The sequence below is a fragment of the Bacillus horti genome (genome assembly GCF_030813115.1).
Lineage (GTDB): Bacteria > Bacillota > Bacilli > Caldalkalibacillales > JCM-10596 > Bacillus_CH > Bacillus_CH horti.
In genome coordinates, this window is the sequence record NZ_JAUSTY010000010.1 from 79,936 (window position 1) to 97,657 (window position 17,722).

The 17,722-nt window shown below is 38.9% G+C and carries 17 protein-coding genes and 1 pseudogene; 14 read left to right on the top strand and 4 right to left on the bottom strand.

What is annotated here, in order from left to right; genetic code table 11:
* Positions 1–28 precede the first annotated feature (28 nt).
* The 3 genes from J2S11_RS12815 to J2S11_RS12825 all read left to right on the top strand — a co-directional run bounded on the left by J2S11_RS12815 (position 29) and on the right by J2S11_RS12825 (position 5,916).
* On the top strand, positions 29–1,939 hold the full coding sequence (locus J2S11_RS12815) for a bifunctional homocysteine S-methyltransferase/methylenetetrahydrofolate reductase (protein WP_307395135.1): 1,911 nt from the start codon (positions 29–31) through the stop codon (positions 1,937–1,939).
* Positions 1,920–5,387, top strand: a complete 3,468-nt coding sequence (gene metH / locus J2S11_RS12820) for a methionine synthase (RefSeq protein WP_307395137.1) — start codon at positions 1,920–1,922, stop codon at positions 5,385–5,387. Before J2S11_RS12815 ends, metH begins: the two co-directional genes overlap by 20 nt.
* Before the next feature lie 322 nt (positions 5,388–5,709).
* Positions 5,710–5,916: a hypothetical protein gene (locus tag J2S11_RS12825; protein WP_307395139.1), complete on the top strand. Its 207-nt coding sequence runs from the start codon at positions 5,710–5,712 to the stop codon at positions 5,914–5,916.
* A 116-nt stretch (positions 5,917–6,032) separates the two neighbouring features.
* Here J2S11_RS12825 and J2S11_RS12830 read toward each other — a convergent pair whose 3' ends face one another.
* Both J2S11_RS12830 and J2S11_RS12835 read right to left on the bottom strand, forming a co-directional pair.
* Positions 6,033–6,533: a GNAT family N-acetyltransferase gene (locus J2S11_RS12830; RefSeq protein WP_307395140.1), complete on the bottom strand. Its 501-nt coding sequence runs from the start codon at positions 6,531–6,533 to the stop codon at positions 6,033–6,035.
* 150 nt (positions 6,534–6,683) lie between these two features.
* Positions 6,684–6,899: a hypothetical protein gene (locus J2S11_RS12835; RefSeq protein WP_307395142.1), complete on the bottom strand. Its 216-nt coding sequence runs from the start codon at positions 6,897–6,899 to the stop codon at positions 6,684–6,686.
* Between the two features lie 306 nt (positions 6,900–7,205).
* Here J2S11_RS12835 and J2S11_RS12840 point away from each other — a divergent pair, with 306 nt between their 5' ends.
* From J2S11_RS12840 to J2S11_RS12880, 9 genes are all read left to right on the top strand, one after another.
* Entirely contained in the window at positions 7,206–7,679 is a 474-nt protein-coding gene (locus J2S11_RS12840) for a GNAT family N-acetyltransferase (RefSeq protein WP_307395144.1), read from the top strand.
* Positions 7,680–7,718: 39 nt separating this feature from the next.
* The gene (gene phaZ, locus J2S11_RS12845) at positions 7,719–8,600 is read left to right on the top strand and encodes an intracellular short-chain-length polyhydroxyalkanoate depolymerase (RefSeq protein WP_307395146.1); all 882 of its coding nucleotides are present in this window, start codon (positions 7,719–7,721) and stop codon (positions 8,598–8,600) included.
* A gap of 49 nt (positions 8,601–8,649) precedes the next feature.
* Positions 8,650–9,342 (top strand): response regulator transcription factor, encoded by a 693-nt coding sequence (locus tag J2S11_RS12850; RefSeq protein ID WP_307395148.1) that lies wholly within the window; start codon positions 8,650–8,652, stop codon positions 9,340–9,342.
* 101 nt (positions 9,343–9,443) lie between these two features.
* The gene (locus J2S11_RS12855; RefSeq protein WP_307395150.1) at positions 9,444–10,367 is read left to right on the top strand and encodes an ABC transporter ATP-binding protein; all 924 of its coding nucleotides are present in this window, start codon (positions 9,444–9,446) and stop codon (positions 10,365–10,367) included.
* Positions 10,360–11,157 carry an ABC transporter permease gene (locus J2S11_RS12860; RefSeq protein WP_307395152.1) on the top strand — a complete coding sequence of 266 codons (798 nt, stop codon included), beginning with the start codon at positions 10,360–10,362 and terminating at the stop codon, positions 11,155–11,157. The genes J2S11_RS12855 and J2S11_RS12860 overlap by 8 nt, the downstream gene beginning before the upstream one ends.
* Positions 11,158–11,168: 11 nt before the next feature.
* Positions 11,169–12,071, top strand: a complete 903-nt coding sequence (locus J2S11_RS12865) for a sensor histidine kinase (protein WP_307395154.1) — start codon at positions 11,169–11,171, stop codon at positions 12,069–12,071.
* A 70-nt stretch (positions 12,072–12,141) separates the two neighbouring features.
* A complete protein-coding gene (locus J2S11_RS12870; RefSeq protein ID WP_307395155.1) occupies positions 12,142–12,876 on the top strand; it encodes a MerR family transcriptional regulator in 735 nt (244 codons plus the stop codon).
* Positions 12,877–12,903: 27 nt separating this feature from the next.
* Positions 12,904–13,884, top strand: coding sequence for an ATP-binding cassette domain-containing protein (locus J2S11_RS12875; protein ID WP_307395156.1), 981 nt, complete (start codon positions 12,904–12,906; stop codon positions 13,882–13,884).
* Entirely contained in the window at positions 13,859–14,650 is a 792-nt protein-coding gene (locus J2S11_RS12880) for an ABC transporter permease (RefSeq protein ID WP_307395158.1), read from the top strand. Before J2S11_RS12875 ends, J2S11_RS12880 begins: the two co-directional genes overlap by 26 nt.
* On the opposite strand, the pseudogene J2S11_RS12885 reads toward J2S11_RS12880, so the two are convergent.
* Both J2S11_RS12885 and J2S11_RS12890 read right to left on the bottom strand, forming a co-directional pair.
* A pseudogene (locus tag J2S11_RS12885) lies at positions 14,647–14,829 on the bottom strand (Lrp/AsnC ligand binding domain-containing protein); the annotation flags it as partial. The gene J2S11_RS12880 and the pseudogene J2S11_RS12885 overlap by 4 nt on opposite strands.
* A 43-nt stretch (positions 14,830–14,872) precedes the next feature.
* Positions 14,873–15,223: a VOC family protein gene (locus tag J2S11_RS12890; RefSeq protein WP_307395160.1), complete on the bottom strand. Its 351-nt coding sequence runs from the start codon at positions 15,221–15,223 to the stop codon at positions 14,873–14,875.
* 248 nt (positions 15,224–15,471) lie between these two features.
* On the opposite strand from J2S11_RS12890, the gene J2S11_RS12895 reads away from it, so the two are divergent.
* Together J2S11_RS12895 and J2S11_RS12900 are read left to right on the top strand one after the other, a co-directional pair.
* On the top strand, positions 15,472–16,797 hold the full coding sequence (locus tag J2S11_RS12895) for a serpin family protein (protein ID WP_307395162.1): 1,326 nt from the start codon (positions 15,472–15,474) through the stop codon (positions 16,795–16,797).
* A gap of 34 nt (positions 16,798–16,831) precedes the next feature.
* A complete protein-coding gene (locus J2S11_RS12900) occupies positions 16,832–17,383 on the top strand; it encodes a GNAT family N-acetyltransferase (RefSeq protein WP_307395164.1) in 552 nt (183 codons plus the stop codon).
* Positions 17,384–17,722 lie beyond the last annotated feature (339 nt).

A 17,722-nucleotide genomic window follows, 5' to 3' on the forward strand; every position in this document is an offset into this window, starting at 1 on the left:
TTTACTAATCAAGATAAGGGGAAATGACATGAATCTTTTACAGGCGCTTGAAAAGCAAATCCTTGTAGCAGATGGGGCTATGGGGACATTATTATATTCCTATGGGATTGGCTTATGCTATGAGGAATTGAACCTTACTGAGCCTGAATTAATTAAGCAGATTCATAAAGCATATTTATCAGCTGGAGCACAGGTTATCCAAACGAATACGTATGGCGCTAATTATGAGAAGTTATCTCGTTACGGACTTGAGGATCAGGTTCTTGAGATTAACAGAACAGCCATAAAATTAGCTAAGGAAGCTATTGAAGAATTTAAACAAGATGGAGGAAAAAATAGAGGAGCATCACTTAACCAGCTGTCAGATAGTCCTTATTTGTTAGGTACCATTGGGGGCATTCGAGGTCTAGGAAAAAAGGCGACAACCCTTGATGAAATTAAACGTACCTTTCGGGAGCAGCTTTATTGTTTATTGTTAGGAAACGTAGATGGCATTTTATTAGAAACCTTCTATGATATGGAGGAGCTCCAAACGATCCTACCGATTATACGTAAGGAAACTGATCTGCCTATTATTGCTCAGATTACGCTACAAGAGGTAGGTGTGGTTCAGGATGGACTTCATGTGACGGAAGCCTTCCAGCAGCTTATCGACTTAGGTGCTGATGTGATCGGCTTGAATTGTAGACAGGGGCCTTTTCATATGGTTCGCTCCCTTGAAGAGGTCCCTATCCCGAAAAATGCTTTCTTATCAGCCTATCCAAATGCAAGCTTGCCAGATTATGTCGATGGACAATTTGAGTATAAAAGTGAGCCAGAGTATTTTGGGCAAAAGGCATTAGATCTTCGCAACCAAGGGGTTCGTCTGATGGGTGGCTGCTGTGGTACTAGACCTGAACATATTGCAGCTATGCGAAAAGCAGTATCAGGTTTAGAGCCGCTTACAACAAAAGAAATCAAAAAGCTAGAGCAGCCTATTACCATTATCCATCAGCCTCCTACGGAGCAGCCTTTATATGAAAAAGCAAAGGAATCAAACACAATTATCGTTGAGCTAGACACTCCCAAAAAGCTAGATATCCAAACGTTTCTGCAAGGAGCAAAAGCCCTTAAGGAAGCAGGAATCGATGCACTAACGATGGCAGATAACTCGTTAGCAACCCCAAGAATCTGTAATTTGTCAGCGGGTACTCTAGCCAAATCACAGGCAGGAGTTCGGCCACTTGTCCATATTACCTGCCGGGATCGGAATTTGATTGGATTACAATCCCATCTCATGGGTCTGCATAGCTTAGGGATACATGACGTTTTAGCTGTAACAGGTGATCCGTCCAAAATAGGAGATTTTCCAGGGGCTACCTCGGTGTATGATCTTTCCTCCTATGAATTGATTTCACTTATTAAGAAATTTAATGAAGGGTTATCCTATTCTGGAAAGCCATTAGGCACGAAAACATCCTTCACCGTCGCCGCTGCTTTTAATCCAAACGTACGTCATTTGGATAAGTCGATCAAACGCTTAGAAAAAAAGATTGAATGTGGAGCCGACTATTTTATCAGTCAGCCTGTCTTTAGTGAGAAGAGACTGGAGGAGGTCTATGAGGGGACAAAGCATTTAAAGACACCAATTTTTATCGGAATCATGCCTTTAGTTTCCTCTAGAAACGCAGAATTTTTGCATCATGAGGTTCCAGGGATACAACTAACAGATCAGATTAGGGAGAAGATGGCTAGTGTAGCAGGTGATCCACAGGCTTCAAGCCAAGCAGGATTAGAGATAGCAAAAGGACTAGCTGAAAAAGCGTTGCAATACTTTAAAGGTATATATCTCATTACACCGTTTATGCGCTATGATCTCACCGTTGAACTAACAAAGCATATCAGAGAAATTACTGGCTCTAAGAAAGGGATTATGTACGATGACTCTTACACCGTTTGAGCAAGAACTACAAAAAAGAATATTAGTGCTTGATGGGGCGATGGGAACGATGCTTCAGCAGGCTAACCTGACAGCTGAGGATTTTGGTGGAGAGGAGTACGATGGCTGTAACGAATATCTTAACCTTACAGTACCGGATAAAATTGAATATATTCACCGCGCCTATCTTGAAGCTGGTGCTGATCTCATTGAAACGAATACGTTCGGAGCTACAGAGATTGTTTTGAACGAATATGACTTAGGACATTTAGCCTTTGAGATTAATCGAGTAGCAGCTGCTTTAGCCAAAAAAGCGGCTGTAGATTTCTCAACCCCTGACAAACCTCGTTTTGTAGCTGGTTCGATGGGTCCAACTACAAAATCCATTACTGTTACAGGAGGAACAACCTTTGAGGAGCTCATTGCTAATTATAAGGAGCAGGCTTTAGGCCTACTACAGGGTGGAGTAGACTTGTTTCTATTAGAGACATGTCAGGACATGAGAAATGTGAAAGCTGGATTTATTGGCATTGAACAGGCTATTTCAGAATTTGGACAACGTGTACCTCTCATTGTGTCAGGAACCATTGAACCGATGGGAACAACGTTAGCCGGCCAAAATATCGAAGCCTTTTATCTATCTCTTGAGCATATGAAGCCTACTGCTGTGGGCTTAAACTGTGCGACTGGACCAGAATTTATGACCGATCATCTTCGTTCGCTTTCACATCTAGCGTCAACAGCAACGATCTGCTATCCTAATGCTGGTCTACCAGATGAGGAAGGGCACTATCATGAATCTCCAGAATCCCTTGCCCAAAAGCTAGTGGCGTTTGCGGAAAAAGGCTGGTTAAATATTGCCGGAGGATGTTGTGGCACGACTCCCGCTCATATTACAGCCATTGTAGAAGCGGTTAAACCCTATTCTCCGAGAAGCATAAGCCCCTTGCACCCACACGCTGTGTCAGGAATTGAACCCTTAATCTACGATGATTCAATGAGACCACTTTTTGTTGGTGAACGGACGAATGTTATTGGCTCACGAAAGTTCAAAAACCTGATTGCAGAAGGGAAATATGAGGAAGCCTCAGAAATTGCTAGAGCCCAAGTGAAAAATGGAGCCCATGTCATTGATGTGTGTTTAGCTGACCCAGACCGTGATGAACAGCAGGATGTCGATCAGTTTTTAGCTCAGGTCATTCATAAGGTGAAGGTGCCTTTAATGATTGACTCTACTGATGAAAAAGTCATCGAAAGTGCGTTAACCTATTCCCAAGGAAAAGCAATTATTAATTCCATTAATTTAGAGGATGGTGAGGAGAGGTTTGAAAAAATAGCTCCTTTGATCCATCGCTATGGAGCAGCTGTCGTGGTTGGGACGATTGACGAGGAGGGCATGGCTGTTAAAGCAGAGGATAAAGTCCGTATTGCCCTTCGCTCATATGACTTATTAGTGAATAAGTACGGGATACAGCCTACAGATATTATTTTCGATCCGCTTGTCTTCCCTGTTGGAACAGGAGATCAACAATATGTGGGGTCTGCGGAAGAAACAATCAAGGGAATTGAACAGATCAAAAAAGCGCTACCTGAGTGCTTAACCATTCTTGGTGTGAGTAACGTTTCCTTTGGCTTACCACCGGCAGGGCGTGAGGTGTTAAACGCTGTATATTTGTATCATTGTACAAAGGCGGGCTTAGACTATGCCATTGTTAACACAGAAAAGCTTGAACGCTACGCCTCCATTTCTGAAGAAGAAAGAGCCTTAGCAGATAGGCTTATCTTTGAAATGAGTGAGGAGTCACTACAGGAGTTTACAGCATTCTATCGTGGTAAAAAGGCCAAGGAAAAGCAGAGTCAAGTGGACCTTCCTCTTAATGAAAGGTTAGCCTATTACATTATTGAAGGAACAAAGGAAGGACTCATCCCTGATCTAGAGCTGGCGTTAAAGGAATATAGTAACCCTCTGGACATCATTAATGGACCACTGATGGATGGGATGGCTGAGGTAGGAAGATTATTTAATGATAATCAGCTTATCGTAGCGGAGGTTCTGCAAAGTGCCGAAGCGATGAAGGCGGCTGTAGCTTTTCTAGAGCCATTAATGGAGAGTGGTTCAGAAGGAAGTAATGTGAAGGGTAAAGTTATTCTTGCCACCGTTAAAGGAGACGTTCATGATATCGGTAAAAATCTAGTAGACATCATCTTAAGCAACAATGGCTATAATGTGGTCGATCTAGGAATTAAGGTAACTCCAACGGAATTAATAGAAGCGATTCGTAAAAATAACCCAGATATCATTGGTCTCTCTGGCCTACTTGTAAAATCAGCACAGCAGATGGTTATAACGGCTCAGGATTTAAAGGCTGCTGAGATTTCTTTGCCTATTCTAGTCGGTGGTGCAGCGCTCAGCAGACAATTTACAGATACGAAAATATCTGCTGAATATGAGGGACTTGTGCTTTATGCGAAGGATGCGATGGACGGCTTAGCTTTGACCAATCGACTGCAGAAGGAAGAGGAACGGACTAAGCTGTGGCAGGAGCGAGAGGACAGAAAACAAAAACGATTAGAAAACGATGCCCAGAAAAGTGCTTTGTTCGGTAATCGTTCTAGCTCTACGGCTGTTCTTGAAAAAAGGAAATCCTCTGTCTCTACGTCTGTTCCGGTTTATCAGCCGAGAGACTTGAAGCGCCATATTCTGCGTGACTATTCCGTAGCACACCTTATTCCATATATTAACCAGCAGATGCTCTTGGGACACCATCTAGGATTAAAAGGAAAGGTATCTCGCTTACTTGAGGAGAAGGATGCTAAAACCCTTGAATTAAAACAACAGGTAGACTCGCTTTTGGATGATGTTCAAAGAGAAGCTTTAATTCAGGCGAATGCGATGTATCAATTCTTCCCTGCTCAAAGCTCAGGGGATGATGTGATTATCTATGACCCAGAGGACCCTACGAAGGAAATCCAGAGATTTAATTTCCCTCGACAGGATAAAGAACCGTTCCTTTGTCTAGCAGATTATATAAGATCTGTTGAGAGCGGTGAGATGGACTATGTTGGTTTCTTCTCTGTAACAGCAGGTCAAGGAATTAGAGAGAAGGCAGCAAGCTATAAGCAGCAGGGGGATTATCTAAAGAGTCATGCGCTACAAGCTCTTGCTCTAGAATTAGCAGAGGGCTTTGCAGAGCGAGTGCATCAGCTTATGCGTGATTTCTGGGGCTTCCCCGATTCACCTGATTTTACGATGCAGGATCGTTTTTCAGCTAAGTATCAGGGTCAACGCTTCTCCTTTGGCTATCCCGCCTGTCCTCACTTGGAGGATCAAGCTAAGCTATTCCAGCTTATTCAACCAGAGGATATAGGCGTTCAGCTTACAGAAGGCTTTATGATGGAGCCAGAGGCTTCCGTGACTGCTATCGTGTTTGCTCATCCGGACGCTCGGTACTTTAATGTTCAGGTTTAATAAATTATAGAGACATAAATAGTATAAAGAGGAGTGGGGAGTGCAGTAAAATGCACTTCCTTCTTTTATCTATTCGACAAAATAAGAGAGACTTTGCTATTTACATACTCAAACCAATACAATAGCATAGTAGACATACAATTCTTTTGGTAAACAAATCCATTCATTAGAGTATCTTAATTGAAGCAAAGCAAGATAAAGGAGGAGAATCAAAAGAATAAACACAAATAACATTTTTTTAAGGGATTAATTGTTATTTAAAAGGTGGTAAAACTATTTTAGTAATTAAAGGTATAGGTAAGTGTATGAATAGGTGGTGCTTATGACAAGAGAGAGAACTTTAATTAAGCGAAGTATTTGGGCTAACATCATATTTATAACTTTTATGATCATTGCTGTTGGAATTCTCTATATTAACGATGGTAGATTAATCCTTGTACTACCAACTCTAACGTTAATTATGGGTATCTTTTTGTTGCGGAATGACTTAAATAGGTTAAAAAGATATGATGAAAACATGCTTGAATAAAGATAGGTTTATTATAAAATCAGGACTTAAAGGTAGAAATGAAAAAAAGAAGGAATGAAAAAAAAGAAAAGTGTATCGGGTACACTTTTCTTTGTCTTATTCTACTACGGCTTCTCTTATTTTCTCACTAGATTTTTTATCGCCAACATCGAATGATCCTGAATGATGCCTGTATCTACAAAACCCAATGAAGCGTATAATGTTTTAGCAACGACATTCCTTGTATGATAAAAAAGGGCGACATATTCTGCTTCCCCATGTGGCATCGTTTCAATATCCATCAACATTTTTTCAAAAGCAAGTTTGCCATAACCTTTACCCTGATAACTCTTATCAATCATAAAATACCAAATAAAATAGCTCATTTTCCTATAAAAAACTTCATTTTTGAATGATTTATGATCCATCGTATCATATGTATACATCAAAAATCCAACCACAACATCATCGGCATAAATGGCTAAGGGAATAGCTGGTTCCCCGTCTGCGTTCAACACATAAGCATCTGCAATGCTTCTAAGGTTAGTTAATTCTGTAAATTCTCTCTGGTTTTCACCAATATCAAGTGCTATTACATCATCTATGTTATCCCCGGTTATTTTTCGTAATTCAATCATTTTTTATCTCCTCTACAGTAGAAAAATCTAATTGTATTATAGCAAAGGTTCATAGTAGTGTATGTTATATAACGTTTTTAGAAAATTTAACAGACTCAAAAACTTAATGAACAAGATACGAATGAAAGGGTAAGACTCAGGGTTCTTGTTCTAGATCAATTTACTAGTTTTTTTGGAAACTCCTACTAAAATAAAAGTAATTAAAAGTAACGTAAAACCAAGTGCTAAAATACTCCCTTCTCCGAATAAAGAAACTAACAATACATTATATGAAGGCATACCCAATGCTGAAATAAGTGGCAGAATTAGTGCCGATATCATAATACCAGATAAAAACCATAAACTTAATTTCATTTTCTTCTGCACAACATCACCTCCTATTACATTTTATCACAAAATTATTAATTTACAGAAGTTAATATTCTTATAATTATAATTTTGATGGACTAAATAGTAACCTTCTATTAACTCTCCATTATTATACATAGAATTATTCCAAGATGGGTTTCATATTTGTCTCACAAATAGACACATAATAAGCTTGATTGGTACAATAAATTAGGGATATCAGTTTTATCTTGAATGCCTAGCTGAAAATCATTTAATTTAATTCAATGAGTTATCAGAACGTATAGAAATGCTTGTGATGTACTAAAAATTGGAGGATTACACATGAACATTCGGACAGTGAAGGGCTCAGATTACTATACAATATCCCCATTAATCAACGAGTGGTGGGGTGGCAGGGAAATGTCACATCGTCTCCCCAAATTATTCTTTGACCATTTTAATGATACGAGCTTTATTGCTGAAGAAGCTGGAGAGATCATTGGCTTTTTAATCGGCTTTCTTTCCCAAACTAATCCAGAGGAAGCATACATACATTTCGTAGGAGTCCATCCAGAGCACCGCAATAGAAAAATTGGCAAAGAACTATATAATGAGTTTTTTCATAAAGTGAAGAGTTTTGATCGAAGCAGAGTTCGCTGTGTAACTTCTCCTGTGAATAAGACATCTATTGCCTATCATACAAAAATGGGATTTGAGATTGAACCAGGGAGTAAGGCTGTAGATGGTGTATCAGTCATAGAAAACTATGATGGGCCAAATCAAGATCGGGTTGTATTTGTGAAGAGACTTTCTTAAAACAAACAAATAGGGACTTCTTTTGAGGAGAGAAGGTAAATGGGACATAAAAAAAGACTACGTTTAGATAACGGGGAGACCATCGCTTACCAGGAAAAAGGTCATGGAGATAAGGTTATCATTTTTATCCACGGAAATATGTGCTCAAGCGATCATTTTTCATCGTTACTTGGGGGAATAAATCAAGAAAAATATACATGCTATGCTCTCGATTTGAGAGGATTTGGTGACAGTACATATCATACACCCATTGAGTCAGTCAGTGATTTAGCAAAAGACGTTTATGCATTCATAAATAAAATGCAATTAAATAAGGTGAGTTTAGTTGGTTGGTCTGCTGGTGGTCCAGTATGCCTTCAGTTATGTGTTGATCATCCTAATGTGGTAAAGGAAATCATTCTCTTAAGCTCAGTTGGACTAAAGGGAGATCCTTTATTAAGAAAAAATAAAAATGGTGAAATAACTGAGGGTTACTATACTAGCAAAGAAGAAATGGCTCTTGATCCTGAGGTTTTTATCCCCGCCCAAGCTATACAAAAGAATGATTTTCAAACCATAAGTTCAATGTGGAATGTGGGAATTTATACGAATCAGAAGCCTTCCCCTACTAAAAATGAAACACTTGTTAATGAAACATTAAAGCAAAGAAATTTAGTAGATGTTTATTGGGCACTTGCTCATTTTAACTTATCAATGGAGCATAATGGATATATACATGGCAATGGTTACATAAAACAGATCGTTGTCCCTGTGTTAAGTTTTTGGGGAGAGCAGGATCCTATTGTAAAATTAAAGGCGGTTCAAGATACCGTACACTTTTTACCTAATGCTTCGCTAAGAATACTGAAGGAATGCGGACATTGCCCACTCATCGACAGCCCAGATGAGATCATTAAAGGTATGGAAGAGATCATTTCATAGAGTGCATACATTATAACTTTCACTGAAACATTGGAGGGGGAGAGAAGTTTTGAACTCAATATTAGTTGTTGAAGATAACGAGGACTTAAATCTGGCATTAAAAGAAGCCTTAGAGCTAGCTGATTATCAGGTAACCTCTGCATATACGGGTACAGACGCTTTAAAGGAATTAGAAAAAAATCCTTATGACTTAATATTGCTAGATATTATGCTACCTTATAAAAGTGGTGATGAAGTTCTAAAGCAACTCAGAACCAATTCTACAGTTCCCGTAATCATGATCTCGGCCAAGGATCTTGTGGGCACAAAAGTGGATCTATTGAAGCTGGGAGCAGATGATTATATTACCAAGCCATTTGACTTAGATGAGGTTGTTGCTAGAGTAGCTTCTAATATACGACGCTCTCAATATATACAAGGAAATCAATTGGATCAAAATCAATTGTATGGTTATAAAAGTCTAACGCTTAACGCTGAAACGAAAAGTGTAACTGTACATACAACAGAGCTTGAACTGACAGCCAAAGAATATATGATTTTGGAGCTGTTGCTGAAGTCCAAAGGTAAGGTCTTTAGCAAAGCGAATTTATATGAATCTGTTTGGCAGGAGGACTATTTTGGAGATGACAACGTGATTAAAACCCATGTTAGTAACCTGCGTAATAAACTAAAAAAAGTAAGTCCTGAAGAGGATTACATAGAAACAGTATGGGGCATGGGATATCGTCTATATAAAGATTAAGCTATAAACTTATCGTTTTCTTTACCTTTGGCTTGTTTTCTCTAAACCCTTTCTAAACCTATGGGAAGTAAACTTGAAAACAGAAAGGACAGGTGAAAATAATGGCCAAATACGTGTTGAAAACAAATAGACTATCAAAAAGCTATAAAGACACAAAATCATTAAGTGACGTATCTGTTGCCTTAGAAGCCGGAAAAATCTATGGACTAGTTGGACGGAACGGGGCTGGGAAAAGTACATTCATGAAGCTAGTGGCTGGTCTAAGCTTCCCTACAAGCGGAAGCTTAGAGCTATTCGGTCATTCTAACAAGCAAGCCCTACAGGCTGAACGGAAAAGAGTAGGGTGCATGATTGAATATCCTAGCCTCGACCTTAATCTGAGTGCAAGCGAAAATATGAGGATGCACAGAATTTTACGAGGAGTGCCAAATAAAGAGGTTGAGCAAGAACTATTAACACTGGTTGGGCTAAACGATACGAAAAAAAAGAAGGCTAAGAACTTCTCTTTAGGTATGAAACAGCGATTGGGGATTGCCATTGCTTTACTTAACAGCCCTGAGTTTCTTATCTTAGATGAGCCCATAAACGGGTTAGATCCGCTAGGGGTTATTGACATCAGAAACCTACTAAAAAAACTATGTGAAGAAAAACAGATCACTATTCTTATTTCTAGTCACAATTTGCCTGAGCTTTACCATGTGGCTACTGATTATATCTTTATCCATCACGGAGAAATAAAGCAAACTCTTTCACGCAAGGAGCTAGATGAGCGCTGTAGTCAGCATTTGTCTATTACATGTGATCAGCCTGAGAAACTAACAAGTGTTTTAGAAATGGAGCTACAAACCACAAACTATAAAGTGATGCCAGACAATACGGTGAAGGTTTTTGATTATCTTAGTGAAAAAGAAAAAGTGGCTCAAACCCTATTTAAACATGGTCTTGCTGTAACGAACTTTTCCGTTGAAGGAGATACGCTTGAGGATTACTTCATTTCAGTGGTAGGGGGTGCTGAAAATGAATAATTTAATGCGTGCGGATTTATTTAAACTTAGTAAGTTATGGTCCATTAAGATTTTAATAGGTATTTTATTTATTTCTGCTATTCTCATGACAATGATTTCATATTCAGTAGCACAAGGCGATGCAGGGCAGGAATTAGGAGGATTAGGTGCCCTTTTCTCTGATCTTCAAATGATGTCCCTAATTGGCTCAATCATAGCTGGTATTTTCATCGTGGGTGACTTTAAAAACAAAACGATTCATGACGCGATTTCAACTGGTTCTAGCAGAGGCACCCTAATTGCTGGTAAGACCATGGTTTACTTCATTCTAGTTGCCCTTATGATCTTACCCTATGCTTTGATCACAAGTATGGCTATATTTACTACCGATCATTCGTATGCTGTTTTGGTGCCATCAGCATTTTTGAATCTATTAGCCACTTCAACAGGAATAGAGGTAACTGCATTAGAGGTTTTAAAAATGATTGCTATCTTTTTAACGGTTATTATCGTTTATGCTGGACAGTTAAGTATAGCGGTGTGGATTGCCTTTGTTTTAAGAAAAACAGTGCTCGTTATATTAATTGGCTACGGTGTCAGTATACTTAGTGGTCAACTCCGTTCATTAGGAGACAGCGTCCCTATGGTAGAAAAGATTCTAGCATTTACTCCGTATGGCTTTGACCTTACTTTACTGACATTAGATGCAGAGGTAGGCGTTTTTTTCAAAGGGATCACGATTAGTCTTGTGTTTATAGCTATTATTTTAACCCTTACCTATGTAGGATTTAAGAAATCTGAGATTAACTAAAAGAAGGGATAGTGAGACAAGTGGCAGTTATTGTTGGTGTATTGAGCTTTATTATCGTGGTACTTGGTTTTTATTTATACAATCTCCAACGACAGCTTGTTCACATGAATCGTCAGTTAGATAAACGGTTAACGGAGCGTACTCGTCAAATCGTCAGTATTGATTTGTTTAATAAACGCTTAAATGATTTAGCGATTAATATAAATAAGTGCTTGAAGGTGGAGGAAAATCTCCGCCTTCAAGGCATGCGTGAAGAAAAAAACTTTAAAGAGTTGATCGCTAATATATCCCATGACTTACGGACTCCACTAGCAGCGATTAAAGGCTATCAGCAGTTGCTAGAAAAGGGTGATCTTACACTTGACCAACGAAATAAACTAAATACAGCTCAAAAGCATGTGAATGACTTGGAACGATTGATTCGGCAATTTTTTGAGTATTCCTATTTACTAAGTAAAGAATCGCAGCAGACAATAGAGCCAATTAATCTAACGAACTTTACAGCGGAATGTCTCGTTGAGTCGATTGCTGTCTTTGAAAAAAAAGGGCTTTCTGTTTCCTTTGAAGAGAGCCCCCCTGTTTTTGCCTTAGCTGATAAAGAAAAACTAGCGAGGGTCATGCAAAATTTAATCAGTAATTGTATAGCACACGCGGGTGGGGATGTAACTGTCAAAATTTCCGCTAAGGAACATGCCATGATCTCGTTCCAAAACCCTATAAAAAAAGATTCTAAAATAGATGTGGAGCGTTTATTTGATCGCTTCTATACGGCTGATCAAGCAAGAAGCCAAACATCTGGACTAGGTCTTTCCATTGTAAAGCTGCTGGTTGAGCAAATGGGTGGTAAGACGGAAGCAGTTTTACAGGGCGATCTACTTGATATTCGGCTTATCCTTCCACGGTATGAAAAATAAAAAAGTAAAAACGTTTGACTCTTACCTTAGGTAAGAGTTTATTCTTTAGTAACAAGGAGGTGAGTTCAGTATGCTAACAGTGAAACAAGTAGCTAATTTGACAGGTATTACGGTAAAAACCCTTCATCACTATCATAAGGTTGGCTTGCTAGAACCCAAAGAGATTACAGAGGCTGGATATCGGTTATACGGGAAAGAGGAACTACAAAGGCTACAACATATTTTATTTTATCGTGAGCTAGATTTTTCATTGGAGGATATCCAAAAGCTACTAAGTGAAAAAGGACATCGTTTAACTGTTTTAGTTGAACAGAAAATACTGATGGAGAAAAATAGAGAACGAATTAACCTTATAGTAGACACGATTGGTGAAACGATTGAGTTTGAGGAGAGTGGAAAAGAAATGGATGAAAAGAATATGTTTAAAGGCTTACAAAAGGAGCAGTGGCAAGAACAGCTACAGGAGCAAAATGAGTATTTGAAGGAAGAGTATCAGTATGAGATTTCATTGGATGATGTTGATGTTGAAGACTTGGAGGAGACAGCAAAGGAAGCTCAAGAGTTTATGAGTAAAATGGCTTTTGCGTTAAGAGAAGGCTGGAGTGTGGAGGATGAAAGGATTAAGCAGCTTTTAACTGACCATATCGCCTATATTAACGATAACGTTATGAGTGTAGATGCAAAAACGTTCGTAGAGTCTGCTTGGTATTTTCTAACAGATGAGTTTCACAAAGATATGCTGGAAGAACAGCAAACAGGCTTAAGTTACTATCTGTATGCTTGTGCTGTGAACTTTGCCGACTAGCATAAATATGACGAAGGAGGGCATGGAATGGAGCCAGTAATTAAAGTAGATCGTTTAGTTAAACGATACCACAAGGGTGAGGAAAATGCTGTAGACGATATCAGCTTTGAGGTCAATGCTGGTGAGTTTTTCGCTTTTTTAGGACCGAATGGGGCTGGGAAAACAACGACAATATCTATTTTAACGACGATTCTATCTAAAACAGAGGGAACGGTGACTATTGTTGGTCATGACGTAGAGAGAGAAGCAAAGCAGGTTCGTGAATGTATTGGTATCCTGTTTCAGAATCATAGTGTTGATTTAGAATTGACCTTCGAGGAGAATATCAGACTACATGTTAGCTTATACGGTATATATGGCTACCGCCCATTTTATCGGCTAATGCCTACCGAGTATAAGCAGCGTATTGAGAGTTTAGCTGAAATGATGGGTATTCACGATTCACTTTTTAAAAAGCTGAAGACCTTTTCTGGAGGAATGAAACGCAAGGTAGAGATTGTACGCAGTCTGATGCATCAGCCCCGCGTATTGTTTTTAGATGAACCGACTCAGGGATTAGATGCAAGTAGCCGTCGCTCTTTTTGGGAGCATATGCAGAAAGTGCGTAGAGAAGAGAATGTAACCCTCTTTCTGACAACACATTACTTAGCTGAAGCTGAGGATGCAGATACGGTATGTATGATACATCGAGGTAAAATTGCCATGTCTGGAAGTCCAAATGAAATGAAGAGGATACTGATGCTTGAACGAAGCATGGAGCTTGATGCGGATGATCGATGTGCATTAAAGTCTGAATTATCTGAATTCAAGGTAGAGTTTATGGAAATATCTAATGGATTTAAAGTAAAGTATCAGCAACAAACGCCTCAGCTTTTACTCTCTCAAATTAATACACCACTGACAAAGCTTAATGTGATGCAACCAACGCTAGAGGAAGCTTATATGCATTTAATGGTTCGTAAGGATAAGGAGGGAGAACAGAATGTCGATAGCGGCAAGGGAGCTTAATGCCATCGTAGCCATTGCTTTTAGGGAATTTTCCAGAGCCTTCAGGAGTCCAGTTCCCTTCATAGTAAGCCTTGTCTTCCCCATTCTTTTTCTTGGAATTCTGGGAGGAAGCTTGGCTCAAAATTTGGGTGGGGGAATAGGCTTTCATTATTTACAGTTTGTGATGATAGGCATGATGGTGAACAGTATATTCATGGAAACGATTAGTGGGATGAGTACGTTAATCGAAGAGCGGGACAAAAATATGACACAGGAGCTATATGTTTCCCCAATTTCTAGGTACTCCATCATCCTTGGTAAAATGATAGGCTCAGGGGTGATGAACTTCATTGGCTTGGCTGGTATTCTTGTTGTAGCCCTAGTCCTGCAAATTCCGCTTGGAGGAATCAATCTTATTTGGCTGCTGCTGTTAACCCCGGTAATAGGTCTAGTTGGAGCTTCATTAGGGATTTTCTTTATTGGTTTTGTTCGTGATAGCAAAACAGCAGATGCTGGATCGATGCTCCTCGTAATGCCTCAATTGCTTCTTTCCGGAGCGATCATCCCGATTGCTCAATCAGAGGGTATTCTTGGATTTTTGGCGAAAATAATGCCTATGACTTATTGCATTGATTTGGCTAGAGCTGTATTTTATAGAGGACAACCAGAATACGACCTGATTGTCCTCCATCATCCATTCACTAATTTGTTTGTAATGGCAGGGTTCTTTCTCGTATTTTCGGTCATAGGATCTATCCTGTTCGCAAGAGCGGAGCGGAACCGCTAAGCGTTACAATTCAATTTATTATTCTCTACGGGAGAAGAAAGACTGATTAAGGATGACGGTTTTCCATATTCCATAGATAGATCAATAAAGCTTTCTAATGTTTTTACGGAGCTGGTCACTACTTTTATTAAATAATCGTATTGACCAGCAAGCCGATTACATTCAATGACATCTTGATGTCAACTAGTGAAATCTAGGTAACCTTAAAAGAGTGGTTTGTCATTAGCAGTGACAAACCATCATCACATTTCCGTCAGGATCTTGAAAATTAAACCAATGGTCATGCTCAATTTCTGTGAGCAATTTAACATCTTTACTTTTCATATATTCATAGGCTTCCTTAACATTATTAGTATTAAAATGAAAAAGGGGAGCTTTAAAGACGTGTTCTTCTGCATAAATTTTACTATCCAAGACAATTCCTGTTCCGTTCATAGGTAATACATATAAGTGACCATGTAGTATCTCTCTATCAATGGGAAGCTGTAGTATCTTACAATACCAATCTCGTGCTCTTTCAATATCGCTTACCGGAATAAAGATCGTACCCACTTGATTTAAAATAGCAGCCATGTCAATTCTCCTTTGTATGCTTTTTCTATCATCCATCACTACTACATTCTACATTCCTTTTCCAGCTTCCTTTTTATTTTTCCTTTTTTCTGCAATAATGAGTATATCAACTAATGAAACAATGGAACGTTCTTTAGCGTTTAATATATAAGCGAATCTGATTTCTTAGGAATAATAAGTGGGTATACTATTAAAAAGGATTTTTCCTAATCAATGATAAAAGAAACACACATATAAAGGGTGAGATGATGAGGTATACGAAAAGGTTTATCGTTATTATGACAGTTCTATCATTAGTTATTCTAACGGCCTGCGGACATCAAGAATATGCCGCTGATGAGGATCTTGAGCAAAGCTTTACCACGGGATTACTAGATTCTATAAGAAGCTTCTTTGGTATGGAGGAGGAGCCTATGTATGAGGTAGAGGATGTCAATTTAGAGTTTACTCAGGCTCAGTCAGTATTTAGTCACAGACTTTATCAAACAATTATGGATCTAAACGAAGAGGAGCAGAATGTCATTATTTCTCCATTAAGCATTGCTCTTGCATTAGCTTTAACGTATAACGGGGCAGACGGTGAAACAAAGTCTGAAATGGAGCTGGCTTTACACCTACAAGGCTATTCTATTGATGAGATTAACGAGGCATTTAAAGTGTTAAAAAATGTATTAGCACATGCAGATGAACAGGTGGAGATAAATATTAACGAGTCCCTTTGGACAGCAGAAGGAATAGAGCTTCAAGAAGACTTTGTGGGAAGGATGACGGAGTATTACGGAGCTGATATCACGGAGCTAGACTTTACTATTAATGAGAGTGTAGAAAGAATAAACAAATGGGTTAGAGAAGGAACGAATAATAAAATAGAACAAATAGTGGATAGACTTGATCCTCAGACCACTTTGGTGCTATTAAATACTGTTTACTTTCTAGGGAGTTGGACTATACCCTTTGAAGAAGGTATGACGCAAAATAAAACGTTCCATTTATCTGATGGGACAACGAAGCAGCATCCGATGATGGCGAGATCAGGTAGCTTTGCCTATTATGAAAATGACCAGCTTCAAGCTGTGAAAATTTCTTATGGGGAGCAGCTTTTTAATATGCATATTCTATTACCACAAGAGGGTCATAGTGTAAATGAGGTTAGTCAGAGATTGTTCTCTTCTTCGGAGAATACAACGGAGGAGTGGAATGTCATACTAGAGGGCTATACACCACAGCAAGTAAATCTATCTATCCCACGCTTTGAGCTAGAGTATGAGCTTCAATTAAATGAAGCTTTACAAAGTATGGGAATGAGCAAAGCTTTCGGTACTGAAGCAGACTTTTCTAAAATGCTTGACAGTGGCGGTATTTGGATCGATGAAGTAAAGCACAAAACGTACATTAGGACAGATGAAAAAGGAACAGAAGCAGCTGCCTCTACGTCGGTCGCCATGCCTACCTCCCTTCCTTTAGATCAGATTACTATGACTGTCGATAGGCCTTTTCTCTTCTTTATCATAGAGGAGCAGACTGATACAATTTTGTTTATGGGGTCTATTTCCAATCCGGAGGATGTTGAGTAATTAATCATGAATTGGTTATTAGAGGGGGATTATAATGATTTATTGTGAGGCAGAGAAAACAATAGAAACAGATCGATTACGGTTACGATTATTTAGGGAATCGGATGCAAAAGATGTTAGCACCATGTGCAATAATTACAATATATATAAAAGCACATTGAATTTACCTTACCCTTACCCAATAGATAGTGCGCTTTCGTGGATTGCTAATCATGAGGAGAACTTTAATCAAGATCGGATGTATGAACTAGCAGTAACAGACAAAAATAGTGGAAAGTTGTTTGGGGCTATAGCTATCTCCAACCAAAAACAACACCGAAATGGTGAAATGGCTTACTGGATAGGAGAAGAACATTGGGGTAAAGGATACGGGACAGAAGCAGCTAAAGCTATGTTAGAATTTGTCTTTAAGGAAAAGAAGTATCATCGAGTATATGCTCGTTATTTTAAATCAAATCCTGCATCTGGTGAAATCATGAAAAAGTGTGGAATGACATACGAAGGTACTCTAAAGGATCATGTATATAAAAATGATTCATATGAGGATATTGTTTATTATGGAATTGTTAACCCTTTACAAAGGTAATCAGGGGTCAGATGGTGCAGAGCACGAAGGTAAATTCTAACGGACAAAATTGCACCTTAGAAGTATTTTTTTGACTGATGCAATTTTTAACGGTCAAAATTGCATCTTAGCGGTGATAATGAAACCAAAATGAATGAATTCTTATTCTAAGGGTCGAAGATGAGGCTGTCTACAAATTGTAGATAAAAATTGTTTTCTCTGATGTTCTATGATTATTTGGGAGAATTTGCACTGAAATTCGTGGGAAACACATGGTAGGGGTAACGGTGATTGTGGTTGTTTTACGTCGCCATCTGACGGCGAGTAAACCCAGGCTTCGGGGCGAATAAGCTCCTTATC